Here is an 18,654-nt window from a genome sequence, read left to right as displayed (position 1 = left end):
CCTCTACCCTATCAAAATGCAAACGACAAACTTTCATCATCCATTTCATAGTTTGAAATGAATAACATTAAATTATCGTTTGCTGCATTTTACCAAACAAAATGATTCAAATTATTCGGTAAAAAGGCTCCGTTTACCACGTAAAATAATGCAGTTTGCAAAACAATCTAACCAAAACTTAAAAACACACTGATTCACAATAACTTACCATGTGATTACAAATAACATCAAGCAGGGGTGTAATCAAACTTTATACCAACGCTTAATATAATCTCTACACTCTTCCATCAACCACTTTGGAGTGCTTGTTGCACCACAGATTCCTACGGTATTAGCTCCATGAAACCATTGCATATCAATCTCATCTGCACTTTCTATCTGATAACTATTGGAGTTTACAGTTAAACATTCCTTAAAAAGCACTTTCCCATTTGAGCTCTTTTTACCAGCAACGAAAATCACAACATCATGTCTACTTGCAAAACTTGCGATGTTAGGCATACGATTTGCCACCTGTCTGCATATCGTATCAAAGCTCTTAAACTCTGCATCTGGAGAAATATGTGATTGAATATAATCGATGATATGATGAAACTCATCCAAGCTTTTCGTAGTCTGCGAATAGAGATATATACTGCGATTGAAATCAAGCTTTTTCACATCATCGAACTTTTCGATTACAATCGCCTTGCTGTTGGTCTGCCCCACTAATCCCAGAACCTCTGCATGACCATTCTTTCCGAAAATAACAATCTGACGGTTAACATACGTTTGCTGTACTAATTCATCTTCAACATCTTCGTATTGCCTCTTGATTCGTCTCTGAAGTTGCAATACAACAGGACATGTTGCATCAATAATCTCAATGTTGTTCTTACGTGCTAATGCATAAGTTTCAGGCGGTTCACCATGTGCTCTCAGCAAAACCTTCACATTATGCAATTCTCTTAATTGCTCATGATTAATCGTAATAAGACCATTTTCATGGAGTCTTTCAACCTCCATGCTATTATGTACAATGTCGCCAAGGCAGTAAAGGGTTCCCCCTTTGGCTAACTCTTCTTCGGCTTTCTTTATTGCTGTCGTTACTCCAAAGCAGAAACCACTGCCATTATCAATTTCAATCTGTAGCATTTACTTAACATGTATTTTAATAACCACCTTTCCTTTGTCAGGATCATTAGTTATCATTAGGATTCTCAATGCCCGGTTTGGCTCTTTGATTTGATCGCGAACAGCCGTTATTTTAAGCTTCGCTTGCCCATTAGGAGCAATCTTTGTCTTATTCAAGGCTATTTCTAAACCATTAGAGAACATTTGTAAGTTGCGCACTTCAAGCGTTGAATGCCCTGTATTTGTAAGTTCAATTTCTCCCTTAATTTGCTTTCTTCCATTAAAGTTTCCAAGGTTAAGACTATCTGTCGACAGCTTTAACTTAGGAGCATTTGTTATTTGTTGGGGGGTCATTTGTTGGAAAGCAGGCAGCAAAATAGTTGAAACCTGAATCTGCTTTTGCTCAGAAACCTTATCACCAGGAGCAAAACCAAGATACACATTGGTTTGTGTTAGTCCAAAATCACGTAGCTTCCGAGAGTCAAGCGAAAGCGTTGCAGTTCCCGAATGATGAGGAGCGATACGTGAAGGAGACACTTCTGCTGTAAGATAATTAGGCAAATGCATGAACACAGGCTGTGCAATCTCGTTAGAATTATTAAAGATATGAATCTTCATCGAAGGTTGATCGCCACGATTAACATCATCAAATTCAACCTCATTCACGTCAACCTTCAAATCACCAAGACTATAAGTATAGTTTCCTATGAAATCTTTTATCTCATTGACAACCACACCCTTCATTGTCAACATAACAGGTTCTTTACTTGCATTGCTATAAATAGCCACCTGTTTATAGAAGTTTCCAAGTGTTTGTGCATTGTAAATAGCGCTCACAGTAAACTCCTTTCCAGCGTTAACAACCTCTGGGAATGACACTGTTGTACATCCGCAACTGGTCTTAACCTCCTTTATTCGTAAGGTTTTTAAGCTTTTATTCTTTAGTATAAACTCTGCTTTTACAGGCTGTTTGAAGAGCACTTGCCCTACATTTACAACCGGTTGATCAGTATTAATGCGTTGTGCTTGTGCAGAAAGTGTAGCACATAATAACATGCTTCCTATCAAGATATTACTTTTCATTATTCAATTTAATTGCTTTATCATGTCCACTAAACTCAGGACTATACGTGCATCGTGCAGTACAAATGCCACTCATATAAGCGCCTTCGCGGTCAATATAATATTCTGTTTCTATCACATGAGTTCCTTTTGAAAGACAATCGAAGTAGTAATTTGTAGTGTAATCTCCAGGAGAATAATAGTATTGCCAGTTGAAACCACTCATTTGATCAACAGGTTCAAGGCATGCCGGACGCTTATCTACTACTTCTACAAAGTCATAATCACGGTCTGCTTTAAGTGTAATGCGCACTCTTAGCTTGTCACCCACTTTGAATTTGTCTGTTGTTACAACCTTTCCATCGGCATCTATGAGCTGACGAGTTACACTAAGTTGGGTAGATTGTTGACTAACATCTTTGATATCCTGATCATATCCAGCATAAACAGCCCCCCAACTAATATTGTTTGAAGTCTTTTCGACTGTTAAAACACCAAATCTTTTACCTGTCTTTTCAGCCTCAACCATAGCACGTCCTACAGAAGTTTCTTTTGTTTTAAGCTCTGTACCATTAAGTTTCAACACCGTATTAGCACCATAGTTCGTAAGACTTTCCTTTGTTTGCCCTTGCATAAAGGCATAAATAGCATTGACAGCGTTAATCGGAGTGTCCCAACTTTGAGTGCGCTTGCTTTGCAACAACCATCGTTGCATTTCACTAACTGTCTTTTTATCTTCAGGAGTTACCATCTTTATAGCTTCTATTGCAGCCACTTCAGTCGGTATTCGATAATCAAACCAAGAATAAGAAGCACGTTTTGTATCAAAATAACGGCCCATTTCATCCGTATAAACCATATATTGCTTAAGACTTTCAAGGTGTTCTTTCGCCAACTTCACATTACCATTACGCGCCAAAATAACACTCATCATTGCCTTACCATATATAGTAAACAAGGTAGGACGTTTCTCTACAAGTCCTAAAAGATATTTATTATCAGGGTGATTTAGTCCTTCTTTGCGCATAGCACAAATGTAAAGATACTGCATATCTGCTTCAGAAGGTAGCAAATTATCACATTTCTTAGCCTCTAAATGCTCAAGAACTTCGACATGTTTACTTACCTCTCCTGCCATAAACTTCATGCTGCTGGTCAACAATTTCTTTGTAGATGTCTGCTCACCTAACATCATATTTAGACGTTGAAGCATTTCAGTTACTGCCACTGTTACATAGAAAGAACCTCGCATTCCAGGCCACCATGCAAACGAACCATCAGCAAGTTGTAATTGACGAAGCGCGAAAAGGGATTCTTCTTTATAGACATTCATCACAGATAAAGAATCATTCTGTCCTGCAATCTGCATCAAGTGAGCCGACAAACAGTTTGCATAATATTTGGCAGCAAGGCCGATAGCATCCTTTGTTGAAGCGTGAGCAATCGTTGGAAGAGCCTCAACCATCATCCAAGCAGGGTTATTTGTATAGGTAACCTTTAACTTATTGTCATTCTTCTTAACAGGGAACAGCTTATCAACAGCTATCGTTTCAGTTTCTAGTTCATATTGACTGAAAGCCAAAGTCGTTACGATATGTTCCTTATCTGAAAGGATTGGCAGCAAGTGTTGTTCTCCATCACTGAATGATTCTCCATTAACAGTCATGCGACAAACTACAGCATCAAGGTCATAACCCATCGAACGAAGTTGTGAAGGAACGAAAGTGAAGTCACAATTTGAAGTTGAATTAGCTGCAAGCGTTATCTTTTTAGATGAAGATAACAATTGTTTCTCAGTCTTAGGATCAAGTATTTGCATTTCAACTTGTGCTGTTTGAGCAACATTTGTAGTATTAACAATGCGATTGGATAACACAGATTCGTCTCCCATTCGAATAAAACGAGGCATATTCGGCATAATCATTACGCTCTTCTTTGCTACAGTTATAGCTTCAACCAGCGCATTATTCATGTGTTTATCATGTGCAAGCCCCATGAAACGCCATGTTGTTACACTCTCCGGTAACGTGAATTTTATACTCACATTGCCTTTATTGTCTGTCTGAAGTGCAGGGAAGAAGAACGCTGTTTCATTGAAATTCTTACGTAATGGGACCTGCTCCTGCTTCGGTTTTGGCACTTCTGTGCGAGTCTTTGACCCTGAATAAGATAATGTAACAACCTCATGGAGTTCGGGAATTCTTGACCCATACAGAGAGCTTTCAGCTGAATCATAAACCTTATTGCTTCCAGTTGCCATGCTCTTCTGTACCATTGCCACTGCTCCCTGTACCATACCAGCAAGTCGAATACCATCATTCAACACGTAATGTGTAAAGTCAAAGGGACGCACATAGAGTTGTTTCAGTGGCATTTCTCCATAAAGACTCTGCGTTGAAAACCTGTTTCCAGACCATTGAAAGTAAGGAAGTGACCAGCGAAAATCTACAAATAAGTTCCACCGATGACTATAAATGTCATCAAGACTCATGTCATACATTGTTGCCATGAGTTGCGAACGGGCTGGTTTTCCGTCTTTATCTGTAATCTGAAGTGTCCAAGTTTCTTGCTGACCCGGTGTGAGTTTATCACGGAAAGTAATCCACTTGGTATTTAGTTTCAACACTGGAATCGGCCGCTCTATCTTGACATTATGTACAAAGAGCTCACCATCTTTCACCCAAGCATAAGCTAATCTAATACCATCATGATACTCTTCTTTATATTTAAAAGTACGAGTTCTCAACTCATCATTAATGACAAAGCTTCCATTCTCAAGTATTTTGCTTCCTGAAAGAATAGTATAATATACCTTGACATCTTTCAAACTTGAACCTAACTGCACATAAATAGGCTTTCCATCTTCCTTGAAAGATTTACCGCTTACATAAAACCAATCTTTCATTTCGGCTGCAGGCTTCTTGTCTTTCAACGAGAAAACTGTGAATGAACGACGCAAAGTATCTTCATTACAAATGGCTTCCAAGAGATGAACTCCCGTCTTAAACTTCTGAAGATTCAATGCAATTGGCTCATTTGTATTGGCTTGATAGGTTGTATTATCTATCTTATAATTTACTTTTCCAGCAATATTTTCACTTTGAAGATTCTTATATTCAAAAGCAAAATGCAACATACTATCACGCTCTATGCGTTCTGGTATTTGACAATTAAAATAACTTGAGCGATTACTTAGTAATATATTTGTTATACCTTCATGACTTTCTCCCGCACCATCTGTTACAGTTGCACTCACTTCTACAAAGTAATAACGTGGTAGATTATTATTTGTTTCAGGCATAATAAGCTTTACAGGCACACTGAATTGTCCCGATTCATCTGTCTTAATCGTATCACTACCAAGCGTCATTTGCGACTCATTAGTAGCTCGCCACCATGTCCAAAGTGGACGACGCGTAACCGTATACACCACTTTTGCATGCTGAACAGGAGCGCCTACATAGGTTTTGGCTTTTCCCTCTACGTGGATAGTATCCCCATTCTGATATGCTTTTTTGTATGGAGTGAAATCAACCGTGAATGTAGGACGCTTATATTCTTCTACATGAAACGCTATTTCATCATCCTCATTGGCTTCAATTGAAAATGCACCAGTCTTGCATGATTTAGGAAGATCAAACGTTGCAGAAGCCGTTCCAAATTCATCGGTGACGACTTTCTTCGTTGCTATCTCATTATCATCAACGTCATTAAGAACCAAAGTAACACTATCAGCTACATTGACTGTAGCTTTCTTCGTACGACTATCGGTCTTATAGTTGATTAAACTCACTTTTACTTGCTGACCAGGTCGGTAAAGACTTCTATCAGTATAAAGCTGAATATGATCCTCTATGAAATCATCTTCATCTTCTTTTGTATATTCGTCTCCCGCAGAATAGTAAGAACCAGGACTTGTACTCAAACAAAACTTATCATCAGATGTGTAAGCTTGATAATAAATACCATAAGCATCTTTCACTTGTTTGAAAGTAACCTCACCCTGTTTATCAGTAAGAAGTGTAGTAGTATGTTTAGGTTCCTTAGATTTTAGAACACGATACTGCACATTAATCTTTGCATTCGGAATGGGCTTTCCTGTTGTAGCACTCAGCACTATAAGTTTACTTTTTTCTTCAGGAAGTTGCTCTTGCAACAAATATATATCTGAAATATGCAGCAAAGCACGTTTTGGCGTGATTTCTTTATTGTCAGTTGAGAACTCAATGAGATATACTCCTTTTTGTAAAGGAGCTATTCTCATCGAATCACTACTCACTTGATATGCAGGAAGTCCTACATAACGATGTGTCAACGATACAGCAGTTGGAGCCAATAATAACTTTCCTAATTTATCAAAATCATACGTTCCATTCTGATTAGGCAATACACATTCGCGTACATTCAAGCGTGTTACCGTCATCGTTAGACTTTGAATATTTGTCAGTTGACGAATTCTTACGATGATTTCTTTGTTTGGCAACTGCACAGAAGGACCGAAATCAGCAATAAAACTCGGTAGTGTTAGTCGGCTTTGCGCATTACGAAGGATGTTCATACGAGGCCAATTTCCCCACTTTGAGAGTGCATAGTTAAGGTAATTCATTTTCTCTACAGCCGTAACATCGTTGGCCTGATCCATAAATTCATAACGAGCGATGGCCAATTCTCCTGCAATTGGTAAGTCCTGATAACATGAAATAAGGGAGTCAAGACGCTGCAGATATTTCGAATGTTTCATCTCATTACGAGATGACTTGTGTTGTTCTTCAAGTAGTTTAAAGGCACAATAGCAGGCAGCACTACGATTATTATGTGAAGAATACCATTGATAAAGCGTGTGATAATCCCCTGCCACGATACCCAAAACATGCAAAAGATCATCATTAAAGATACGGCTATCAATGCCAGTAACCATCAACGGCGTATATTTATCAACTTTTACAGCAGCTAATAAGGCTGGCTCTTGCATCGAACGCTCAAAGAAACGTTTGCAAACAACGATTGAATCAGCATTATAAACGAAATGTGATTGATAGAGACGACCAAGCACATTGTTATAGATTGCATATACAACAGGTTCAGTTTTCTTTGTTTTTTCAGCAACAACACGTAGTCGTTCTAACTGAGGCTGCAATGAATCACCTGATAAATCCTGTAAGGTTGCAAGCTGTTCAAGTTCAGACTTAATGAGATTGCCATAGGATTTTCCTTCACGTGCCTTTGTTATAATCTCTTTAAGTACGTTTAATGCAGAACGCGGCTGATTCTTTTTTTGTAATTGTTCATAACGTTTCCACAAAGAACTATAGCTATCTGCCAACGTAACTATAGGTAAAGTGAAAAACAATACCAGTACAAATATTACCTTCTTCATAGTCTATATGATTATGGCGAGTGTAAAACGATAGTTATAAACACCACCTTTCATTTATTGCAAAGATAGTAATTTTTTTATCAGCTATACGGAAATCATCTGTTTTTTTAGCTTAAAAACATGACTACAATTAATAATTCAAAAAAGAAGTATAGGTAACTTGAGTTATGATTTGATGCAGATTACTTGATAAAATGGTACAAATGAGCGTATAAAATGACGCTCATTAAGAGATGAAATGACACAAATAACAATACGAATCCACGTTATCTTAAGTGATGATATAAATCAAACCTTTTACCAATTTGAATATCAAAACATTACAAAGCATGACTAAGCTGAATCATATTAATATTAATCAAAAGCGCTATCAGCTTCAAATTAAACATTTAAAATATTGGAATTAAAATAACAATCAAAAGAAATCAAAAGGTTTAATCATAAAAAAGGACATGCAAAATCATTATTAGCATGTCCTTTCTTTACAGATATCTTAAAACTTATCCAAAGTTATCATACATGATTGCATCTTGATCTACACCAAGACTATCAAGATAATCCGTAACAGTTTTAATGAGCATAGGAGGACCACAAAGGTAATATTCGCAGTCTTCTGGTGCATCATGATTTTTAAGATAAGTGTCACGGATGCAATTAACAGCAAAGCCTGCATAGTATTTCACACCAGCTGCATCAGCCTTTGGGTCCGGTTGATCAAGTGAAAGATGGAAATGGAAGTTAGGAAACTCCTTTTCTAACTCCCAGAAGTCCTCGAGGAAGAAGGCTTCTGACAAAGCACGTGCGCCATAGAAGAAATGCATTTCACGATCAGTGGTATGCAAAGTCTTTGTCATGTGCATGATTTGCGAACGTAAAGGAGCCATACCTGCACCACCACCAATCCATATCATCTCCTTACCCGAAGTGAAATTAGGGTGGAAATCGCCATAAGGGCCACTCATCATCACCTTATCTCCTGGTTTAAGAGAGAAGATATAAGAAGACCCTATACCTGTAGGAACATCTTGGAAACCTACTTGAGGACGTGGCAAGAAAGGCGTTGTTGCGATACGAACTGTAAGCATAATGATATCGCCTTCAGCCGGATAATTAGCCATTGAATAGGCACGAATGGTAGGTTCTGGGTTATGTGCCTTCAAAGAGAATAGGTTAAACTTCTCCCATCCACCAAGATACTCATCACCAATAAGTGCCTTATCAAAGTCTTTATTATAGTCGATACAATCATAAGCGGGGATTTTGATCTGCGCATATGAGCCAGGAATGAAGTCCATGTGCTCTCCTGGGGGCAATGCTACCTTAAATTCCTTGATAAAAGAACTAACATTTTGATTGGAAATAACAGTGCACTCCCATTCTTTAACACCCATAACACTCTCGGGAACCTTTATCTTTAAGTCTCCCTTTACCTTGCATTGGCATCCTAAACGCCAATGATCCTTTATCTGTTTTCGTGTGAAATGAGGCTTCTCTGAGTCAAGAATCTCACCACCACCCTCAAGTACTTGTAGTTTACATTGACCACAACTGGCCTTACCACCACAAGCAGAAGGTAAGAAGATTCCATTCTCATTGAGCGTTGTCATCACACTACTTCCCTGTGGTACTTCAAGGGTTTCATCTCCATTTATCTCTATTTTCACGTTACCACTTGGACTAAGATATTTCTTAGCAACAAGCAACATAACGACAAGGAGGAGTATAATGATGAGGAATACTCCAATACTTAATATAATGAATTGTTCCATATACCTTATTATATTTTAAGTCCACTGAAGACCATCATAGCCATAGCCATAAGTCCAACAGTGATAAACGTGATACCTAAACCTTGAAGGGGCTTTGGAACATCACTGTACTGAAGCTTCTCTCTAATAGCACCCATGAGCACAATCGCTAAGGTCCAGCCAAGTCCTGAACCCACAGCATAGACTATTGCATCTACAACATTGCCTATATATTGTGTGTTAGTAGGGTCCAAATTAATACGTTGCTGCATGAAAAGTGACGCTCCCATGATAGCACAGTTAACGGCAATCAAAGGCAAGAAGATACCCAAAGCAGAATAGAGCGAAGGAGAATACTTCTCAACTGTCATCTCAACAAGTTGTGTAATACCAGCAATAACTGCAATAAACAGAATAAAACTTAAATAGGAAAGGTCTACTCCATCTATCAAACAATTGAGACCAAGGACCTTTGTCTGTAATAAGTAGTCAATAGGAACCGTTACAAGCAACACGAAAGTAACCGCGATGCCAAGTCCAAAGGATGTTTTTACGTTCTTACTTACGGCAAGGAATGAGCACATGCCTAAGAAGAAAGCAAAGATCATGTTATCAACAAATATCGAACGGAAAAACAATGATATGATATGTTCCATCTTATTTCAATTTATTATTTCTCTTTATAAAAGTAAGAACGATGTATCCAAATGACACAACCCAATAGAATCAGAGCCATAGCAGGCATTGTCATCATGCCATTATTCATATATCCTGCGTCATAAACAGACTGAGGTATCAACTGGAATCCAAGCAGACTACCACGTCCTAAGAGTTCACGAACAGCACCGACAATAACTAATATCATAGCATATCCAAGTCCGTTACCTAATCCATCAAGGAAACTTGGCCATGGTTTATTCATCATTGCAAAGGCTTCGAGACGTCCCATGAGAATACAATTGGTAATAATCAGACCAACATAGACTGATAATTGAACACTGACATCATAGGCAACCGCTTTTAAAATCTGACTAACGATGGTCACTAAGGCTGCAACAACCACCAATTGAACAATGATTCGGATTCGCATTGGAATTGTTTTACGAATTAGAGCGATAATAACATTAGAGAAAGCAGTAATGATGGTTACAGCAAGTCCCATGACAATCGCCGGTTTTAGTTGTGAAGTTACAGCTAAAGCACTACATATACCAAGCACTTGAACCATGATGGGATTATCAAGATTCAATGGATTGATAAATGCTTCTTTATTTTGTTTACTAAACAAACTCATCTTTTATCTTTATTAATGAATTATTTTTGATTTATAAAAACAAGATACTTACCCAATGCTTCATGTAACATATCACGCACACCATTACTGGTTAACGTTGCACCTGTAACGGCATCAACCTGCGTAGTTGGGTCTTCAACCTTCTTTTCAACACTCAAAGCTATTGTCTTATCATCTCCGTTCTTAAACAATTTCTTGCCTTGGAACTTCTCTTGCCAAGCTTTATTGTCTTTGATTTCTGCTCCAAGACCTGCTGTTTCGCTTTCATGATTGAAATAAACTCCATATACAGTCGACTTATCTGCATTCAAAGCAATGTATCCACTAATTGGTCCCCAAAGCCCCATGCCGTATACAGGAACCACATACTTAGTCTCTCCATTAACTCTACATATATATAAAGCCAACTTACCTTCCTTATAATCCTTACTATCAAGCTTGAAACCAGCATTCTCTCCACCAGTAGTTCCCGAAAGAAGCACCTTTCCTTTTTCGTCTATTACTCTATCTGCTACAACGACTTCCTTATATTTAGCATCGGCTTGTGCATCATTTAAATCACGAATATTTAACGAATTAAGAATCTGTTTCTTCTTATCGAGTGCAACATTAGCATCTTGCATGGGCTTCAAAGCCTGGAATACAAAAGCTAAAAGGAATGCAACAATAACAACAATGATGACTGAATATATGATGGTATATGAATTTGAATTTGTCTTCATAATCTACTTCTTTATTATTGTACTTTCGAAATACGTTTCGCTCTGTGTGAAATGTTGCGTTGAACCACGCAATAATCAATCAATGGAGCTATCATATTTCCGAAGAATATAGCCAACATCATACCCTCAGGGAAGCCTGGATTCATCACACGAACAATCACTGCAAGCGCTCCAATGAAGAATCCATAGTAGTATTTTCCAGTCTCTGTGCGTGCTGATGTAACTGGATCGGTAGCCATAAATACAGCACCAAAGCAGAAACCTCCTAAGACAATATGCTCATACCATTGCATAGGCGTCAGTCCTAATGCGTGAAACAATACAGCCATTACTATTCCTCCCGCAAATACAGAGCCCATAGTTCTCCAACTTGCAATACCAGTCCACAATAGGATTACAGCCCCTATAGCTATGGCTATAACACTTGTTTCCCCAATAGATCCAGGTATAAGACCTATTATTATGTCTGCCATTGAAGCATTAGGAATAGTTCCTGATGCCAATTGTCCAAGAGGAGTAGCAGCTGTAAAAGCATCAGGCAGCGTGTTGCCCAAGCCACATATAGAACTGGTTGCTACCCACACGCGGTCTCCAGTCATCGCACTTGAATAAGAAAAGAACAAGAACATACGTGCAGCTATAGCCACATTAAAAACATTCATGCCTGTTCCACCAAAAATTTCCTTAACGAAAATAACTGAGAAAGCACACGCTAAAGCCAACATCCACAAAGGACAACCAACAGGAACTATCATTGGAATAATGATGCCTGAAACCAAATAGCCTTCTTGAATCTCTTCGCCCTTCCATTGAGCCCAAGCAAATTCAATCCCCAAACCAACTACATAGCTAACAACTATTTTGGGAAGAACAGCTAAAAAGCCAAAAAGAAACATGTCACAGAATGATGCTTCTGCCAACTTTCCAGCCGCTTCATAATTCTGATAGCCTATATTATACATTCCAAAAAGCAAAGCTGGGAGCAAAGCTATAACTACAAAACTCATGATTCGCTTTGAATCTATTGCATCATGAATGTTAGTTCCGCTCTGAGATGTTGCATTTGGAACATACAAGAACGTTTCCAAGCCTTCAAACACACTTTGAAACGCATGGAGTTTACCTCCCTTTTCAAAGTTAGGTTTAATTGTATCAAGATATCTTCTTAAACTCATAATTCTTTTATCCTTAATAATTAAGCATTCTCTTTGCGGAGCATGTCAAGACCATTGCGCACAATCTTTTGTAATTCTAACTTGGAAGAATCAACAAACTCGGCTACTGCAAAGTCGTCAGGACTTACTTCATAGATTCCCAATTGTTCCATTTTATCAATATCTTCAGCTATAATAGCTTTTATAAGATATTCACCATAGATATCCATTGGTAGCACTTTATCATATTCTCCACTCATAATCATATGACGTTCTCCCCCTTTTATTCGTGCATCGAGGTTATAAGTCTTCTTTCCCATGAGCCATGAGAAATAGCTTTTTGAAATGGAGAATAAATTCGTTCTGGGAAGAATCCATCCTAAGAACTCATTAACATCATCACCTTCTGGAATTACTGTTACCTCAGATGTATGCGCTCCAACAAAATCTTCAAGTGTTGTTTTGCGCCCTGTAAGAGGATTTCCATTAATAATTCGAACATGTTCAGTAGACTTCAACTGCCCATTGAGAACCTTAGATAAAGGGGTTCCAATAAGTATTTCAGCGTAAGAAGGATTCTTTACCTCACTACCAGCAACAGCAATCACCCTTCTTAAATCAACTTTTCCTGTATTAAATAATCGTCCAAAGAATATAACAGCAGCAGGATCTATAGTCCAAACCACCTCACCTTTATTGATTGGATCTATATGATTGACTTGAACACCCACATTACCTGCAGGACATTTGCCATCAAAAACATTGATTTCAACATCCTTTGCATTTACAAGTGCCGATGCAGTCTGATGCACAGAAAGTCCTAAATAAGTCTTTTGTATTTTAGATAATGCCGTTAATCCTGTTTGAAAATCCTTTTCATTACCCTTTAATTCCACTTCAAAGTCTGAAGCTAAAGGCATATCTCGAAAAGCAGAAACAAAGATTGCTTTCGGCATTGTATCAGGAGTCGTTGTCACAGCATAAGGCAATTGTTGGATAAAACTAAACAATCCACTCGCGAGTAAAGCTTCTTTGATTGCCCTACCATCCAACTTCTCTATATCTTTTATACCAAAATCAACGAATTGCTGCGTCTCATCAGCCTTTACCTTAACGTAAAGAACCTTACGACGATCACCTCTCACCACCGCTTTTACAGTTCCACTGATTGGTGAAGCAAATTTCATCTCTGGATATTTCTTATCCACAAACAAGGCATCCCCAGCCTTAACACAGTCGCCTTCACGCACAATAACCTTTGGCATAACACCTCCGAAACTATCAGGAACAAGTGCTATCTCAGAACTATCTATCCTTCTAATTGTTTCAAAATTGGCCTTACCTTTTAGGTTAATGTCTAAGCCCTTACGCAACTTAATTACATTTGCCATAATTATATTTATATATGAATATTCCTTTTACCTTAATATAACAGAGTAAAATAACCGATGCAAATTTAAGGAAAAATAAGCATAAAAGAAAGAAAAAAGTTCAAATAATTCTCCTATCAATCAAAATTACTGTATTTTTGCAATACAATTATATCACAGACACAAACTGAAGAAACTCAAACATATTGTCAATGCCTTAATATGGACCTTGACAGGACTATATTTTGCGCTTATAATATTGCTACATATACCAGCAATAAAGAGTTGTATTGGCACTGAAGTGAGCCATGTTCTGGCAGAGAAGATTGGCACAAAAGTTAATATTGGCTCTATAAATTTAGGTTTTTTGAATCGTGTTATCATTGATGACATCCTCATCTATGACCAAAATGGTCAAAAACTTCTAACCTCTTCACGTGCATCAGTCAAAATAGATTTGATACCACTACTTGAAGGTCGCGTCTCAATTTCATCCGCACAATTGTTTGGTGCCACAATAAAAGCCTACAAGCTTACAGCTGAATCAAACTCCAACTACCAATTTATCCTTGACTCGTTAGCATCAAAAGAATCTACTCAAAAAAGTGAACTTAACTTCCGAATTGGTTCACTTATCATTAGGAACGGACAACTAAAATACGACCAAAAAGATATAAAAGCTACTCCAAACAAATTGGACTTGAAGCATCTTAACGTATCAGATATCAGTGCGCACATTATTCTTAACGAACTAACAAACGACAGTCTTAATCTCGCAATCAAGAAACTCTCCTTCAAAGATGCTTGTGGTTTGAACCTTGTTTCACTCTCTTTGAAGTTTGAAGCAAACAGACAACAGGCACATTTGCGAAACTTTAACTTACAATTACCAGGAACCAAGCTCTATATTAAAGATGGAATAGCGAGTTATTCATTTGAATCAGATGAACTCCAACTACCTTCTTTACAGTATTCCTTAGCCCTTGAGCCCTCCGTTATACGTCCCGCAGATCTGTCTTTTATAATTCCTGAACTGCACAACTTTAAGAACAAGATTGATCTTTCGTTAGCTGTTAGTGGAACAAGTACTTCTACTCGCATCACCAATCTACGAGTTAGTGGACGCAGTATTTATCTTTCAGCAAATGGTTCTGTTAGTAATTGGCAGTCAAAAGCACGTTGGATTGCTGATATTAACAGCCTTACTATGCAGGCGGATGGCATCAAATTTATCAGTGAAAACTTAGGGCATAGAATGAACATCCCTATTGAAATTACGCGTTTAGGAAACATAAAGTTTAAGGGAAGCATTGGAGGTTATGGCAAAGATATAGCCATGAAAGGTGCACTCTATACTGATAACGGAGCTGCAAAACTAACGGTCGGCCTACATAAGAATAGTTTTAATGGACGTATTGAGACCTCCGGAATAAACTTAGGTAAGATTATAGATAACGCCCAATTAGGCATAATTGCTGCGAAACTCGATGCAAGTGGTAACGCTGAAACAGGAAATCTTAAGATAAAGGCAAACGGAAAGATTGATAGATTGGATTATAACCAATATAGTTATCACAATATCAACATCAATGGGGTTATTCAAAAACAAAACAAACAAATGAGTTTCAATGGTAAACTCAATATCAATGATCCCAATGGCAAACTACAACTTAATGGTGATTTCAGTAATATTGGACGCTATCCCAAAATGAATCTCACTGCAAGTATAGTTAAATTTAATCCTCATGCTTTAAAACTGACCAGCAAATATCCATCGACTACGTTTTCATTAGATGTCAAAGCTAACATCAGTGGACGAAACCTTAACACAGCAAATGGAATTATTGTGCTGAACAATTTTAAGATGTTGTCTCCTAACAACAATTATGAGCTCAAAGAATTAAAGCTTGAAGCTGGTCAGGAAAACCATAAACATGTTGTTACTTTGCAAAGCGATTTCGCACAAATGCAGCTCGTTGGGCACTATAGCTATGCCACTTTACCCAATAGTATTGCAAATATTATAGCCAGCAAACTCCCTACTCTTCCTGGACTTCCACACATGAAACCTACAAAAGATAATGAGTTTGTTTTGCAAGGAGAAATCAACAAAAGCGATTGGTTACAGAAATTATTTGGTGTATCATTAGATTTAGAGCAACCAGCAAAGCTTTCTGTATCTGTTAATGACCACCAACGACAGATGAATCTTAAAGCGGTTCTACCATCATTTACTTATGATGGCAATCATTTTGAACAAGGCTTTATCAGCCTTTCTTCACCTTCTGATACGCTAAAAGCAAACATTCGAGCACATAAAATCTCTGAAAATGGGAAAGGAATCTATTGGGATATACAAGCTAAAGCAGCTGACAACAAGCTGAATTCTGTGCTTACTTGGAATAATCTTAACGGCAAAAAGATTTATGGTTCCTTAGATACTGAGACCAACTTCTTTAAGAAAGAAGGTCATGATGCAGCACATATCAATGTACACTCTTCTAAGATTTTTATTGATGGAACGACATGGACTGTCCAACCTTCAGATATCATCTATCAAGCGAAAGACCTCACTATCGACCATTTTGCTATTACTCATGGTGATGAACATATTATCATTGGAGGACGTGCTACGCCGTATTTGAAAGACTCTGTTACAACAGAACTCAAGAATGTTGATATCGCATATATTCTTAATCTCGTTAATTTCCACTCAGTTGAATTTAGTGGGAAGGCAACAGGAAAAGCCAATATAGCGGCTGCTTTCGGTAAACTCGCTGCCTCAGCAAAGCTTGAAGTCAATGATTTTCGATTCGAAGAAGGTCGAATGGGCACGCTATTCGCTGATGCTAAATGGAATGAAAAGGAAGGTCAAATCGATATTGACGCGCTGGCAAAAGATACAACTTCAAACCTTCTTACAAACATATTGACGCCCATAGAGACAAAGATTACAGGCTATATATCCCCAAAGAAAGATTATATCGAACTGAATATAGGAGCTAATGGCACACGCGTTGAATTCTTAAAAACATTCTGTAGCAGCTTCATTGATCGTGCCGACGTGTTTGCAAATGGCAATATTCAAGTAGCAGGTCCACTCAGTTATATCAATCTTACGGGTGATGTTACGGCAAACGGGAGCCTACATCTCAGTGCATTAAATACCACATACACACTTAAAGACGTACATATTCACGCCATTCCCAATGAGATTCACCTTGTCAATGACACAGTAAATGACCGAGACGGCCATTTAGGAATTGTAAATGGAGTGTTATATCATCAGCATCTTACAAAGATGAGTTATGATATTCACATAGCAGCAAATAACTTATTAGCCTATGATACGCATTCATTTGGCGACAATACGTTTTATGGAACCGCTTATGCCACAGGAAAATGTGACATCCGTGGCAAAAGTGGTGAAGTCACAATAGACGTCAATGCAACAGCAAATGAAGGTAGTCAGATTGTCTATAATGTAGCCAGTCCGACTGCTATCACTAAACAAGAATTTATCCATTGGAATGATCGCGATAGCTTAATTATGCGTGCTCTTCATCCAAAAGAACAGCGACAAGAAGCACCTGAAGCTGATATTCCTTCCGACATGCACATTAATTTCTTGGTTAATGTCACCCCTGATGCCACACTGAAGCTGATTATGGATCCCTCAAGTGGCGATTATATAGCCCTAAATGGCAGTGGAGGTCTACGAGCTACCTACTATAATAAAGGCAACTTTGATCTCTATGGCAATTATCTCATCGATCATGGCATATATAAACTAACAATACAAAATGCCATAAAGAAAGACTTCCAATTTATCCCTGGAGGGTCAATTAGCTTTGGTGGTGATCCCTATGCAGCTGCTTTGAAACTCAAAGCACAATATACGGTACAAGGAGTAAGTTTGAGTGATCTCAATCTTGGACGCAGTTTCTCGAACAATAACATTCGAGTGAATTGCCTAATGGATATTACAGGAACTCCTGCTTCGCCTAAAATTGACTTTGGATTAGACCTACCAACAGTAAACAACGACGCTAAACAGATGATATTAAGTCTCATCAACAGCGAAGAAGAGATGAACCAACAAGTGATTTATCTCTTGGCTATTGGGCGATTCTATATGCAAGGTAATAACAACGCTGCAGCCGAAACAGGTCAAAGCCAAACAAGTTTAGCGATGCAAAGTTTGCTTAGTGGTACGGTAAGTCAACAGATAAACAATGTTCTCAGCAATGTTGTTAACAACTCAAACTGGAACTTTGGTGCCAATATTTCTACGGGAGATGAAGGTTGGAACAATGCAGAATATGAAGGAATACTTAGTGGTCGCCTGCTAAACAATCGCCTTTTGTTCAATGGTCAGTTTGGTTATCGGGACAATGCAAATGCAACAACAAGCTTTATTGGTGACTTTGACCTCCGTTATCTACTCTTCCCCAATGGTAACTTCGCTATACGCATGTATAATCAAACCAATGATCGCTACTTCACTCACAATAGTTTGAATACTCAAGGAATCGGACTGATTCTTAAAAAGGACTTTAATAACTTGAAAGACCTGTTTAGAAGAGAACGAAATAAGATTATCATTAATGAGACAAATAATCATAAACATCCCTAACTATAAGGTTATTGGCCATATAATTCTATAAAAATATCATGATTAAAAAACTATTCCTGACTCAACAAGACTCTTGATTGACTTGCAAATAACAGAGCAAATCATTGAAAACAACATTTTATTTGTGGTGCAAAATCTAATCAATAACAACTTAAAAAGAATGATGAAATATATCAAC

The 18,654-nt window shown here is 38.0% G+C and carries 10 protein-coding genes; 1 reads left to right on the top strand and 9 read right to left on the bottom strand.

Annotated features, from left to right (window positions below; all coding sequences use genetic code 11):
* Positions 1–243: 243 nt before the first annotated feature.
* The 9 genes from HMPREF9145_RS11140 to HMPREF9145_RS11100 form a co-directional block, all read right to left on the bottom strand.
* Positions 244–1,134: a 4-hydroxy-3-methylbut-2-enyl diphosphate reductase gene (locus HMPREF9145_RS11140; RefSeq protein WP_021826510.1), complete on the bottom strand. Its 891-nt coding sequence runs from the start codon at positions 1,132–1,134 to the stop codon at positions 244–246.
* Positions 1,135–2,196 carry a DUF1573 domain-containing protein gene (locus HMPREF9145_RS11135; RefSeq protein ID WP_021826451.1) on the bottom strand — a complete coding sequence of 354 codons (1,062 nt, stop codon included), beginning with the start codon at positions 2,194–2,196 and terminating at the stop codon, positions 1,135–1,137.
* Positions 2,186–7,552, bottom strand: a complete 5,367-nt coding sequence (locus HMPREF9145_RS11130; RefSeq protein WP_021826578.1) for an alpha-2-macroglobulin family protein — start codon at positions 7,550–7,552, stop codon at positions 2,186–2,188. Before HMPREF9145_RS11130 ends, HMPREF9145_RS11135 begins: the two co-directional genes overlap by 11 nt.
* A gap of 500 nt (positions 7,553–8,052) precedes the next feature.
* Entirely contained in the window at positions 8,053–9,321 is a 1,269-nt protein-coding gene (nqrF, locus tag HMPREF9145_RS11125) for an NADH:ubiquinone reductase (Na(+)-transporting) subunit F (RefSeq protein WP_021826472.1), read from the bottom strand.
* An 8-nt stretch (positions 9,322–9,329) separates the two neighbouring features.
* The gene (nqrE, locus tag HMPREF9145_RS11120; protein WP_021826561.1) at positions 9,330–9,956 is read right to left on the bottom strand and encodes an NADH:ubiquinone reductase (Na(+)-transporting) subunit E; all 627 of its coding nucleotides are present in this window, start codon (positions 9,954–9,956) and stop codon (positions 9,330–9,332) included.
* A gap of 14 nt (positions 9,957–9,970) precedes the next feature.
* The gene (locus tag HMPREF9145_RS11115) at positions 9,971–10,594 is read right to left on the bottom strand and encodes an NADH:ubiquinone reductase (Na(+)-transporting) subunit D (RefSeq protein WP_021826535.1); all 624 of its coding nucleotides are present in this window, start codon (positions 10,592–10,594) and stop codon (positions 9,971–9,973) included.
* A gap of 20 nt (positions 10,595–10,614) precedes the next feature.
* Positions 10,615–11,316, bottom strand: coding sequence for an NADH:ubiquinone reductase (Na(+)-transporting) subunit C (gene nqrC / locus HMPREF9145_RS11110; RefSeq protein WP_021826439.1), 702 nt, complete (start codon positions 11,314–11,316; stop codon positions 10,615–10,617).
* 14 nt (positions 11,317–11,330) lie between these two features.
* The gene (locus tag HMPREF9145_RS11105) at positions 11,331–12,491 is read right to left on the bottom strand and encodes an NADH:ubiquinone reductase (Na(+)-transporting) subunit B (RefSeq protein ID WP_021826468.1); all 1,161 of its coding nucleotides are present in this window, start codon (positions 12,489–12,491) and stop codon (positions 11,331–11,333) included.
* Between the two features lie 20 nt (positions 12,492–12,511).
* Entirely contained in the window at positions 12,512–13,861 is a 1,350-nt protein-coding gene (locus tag HMPREF9145_RS11100; RefSeq protein WP_021826456.1) for a Na(+)-translocating NADH-quinone reductase subunit A, read from the bottom strand.
* 208 nt (positions 13,862–14,069) lie between these two features.
* On the opposite strand from HMPREF9145_RS11100, the gene HMPREF9145_RS11095 reads away from it, so the two are divergent.
* Positions 14,070–18,476, top strand: coding sequence for a translocation/assembly module TamB domain-containing protein (locus HMPREF9145_RS11095; RefSeq protein WP_021826524.1), 4,407 nt, complete (start codon positions 14,070–14,072; stop codon positions 18,474–18,476).
* Positions 18,477–18,654: the final 178 nt, after the last annotated feature.

The organism is Segatella salivae F0493 (assembly GCF_000477535.1).
Classification (GTDB): domain Bacteria; phylum Bacteroidota; class Bacteroidia; order Bacteroidales; family Bacteroidaceae; genus Prevotella; species Prevotella salivae.
The sequence above is the reverse complement of the archived record's forward strand: the minus strand, read 5'-3'. Positions and strand labels throughout refer to the sequence as shown.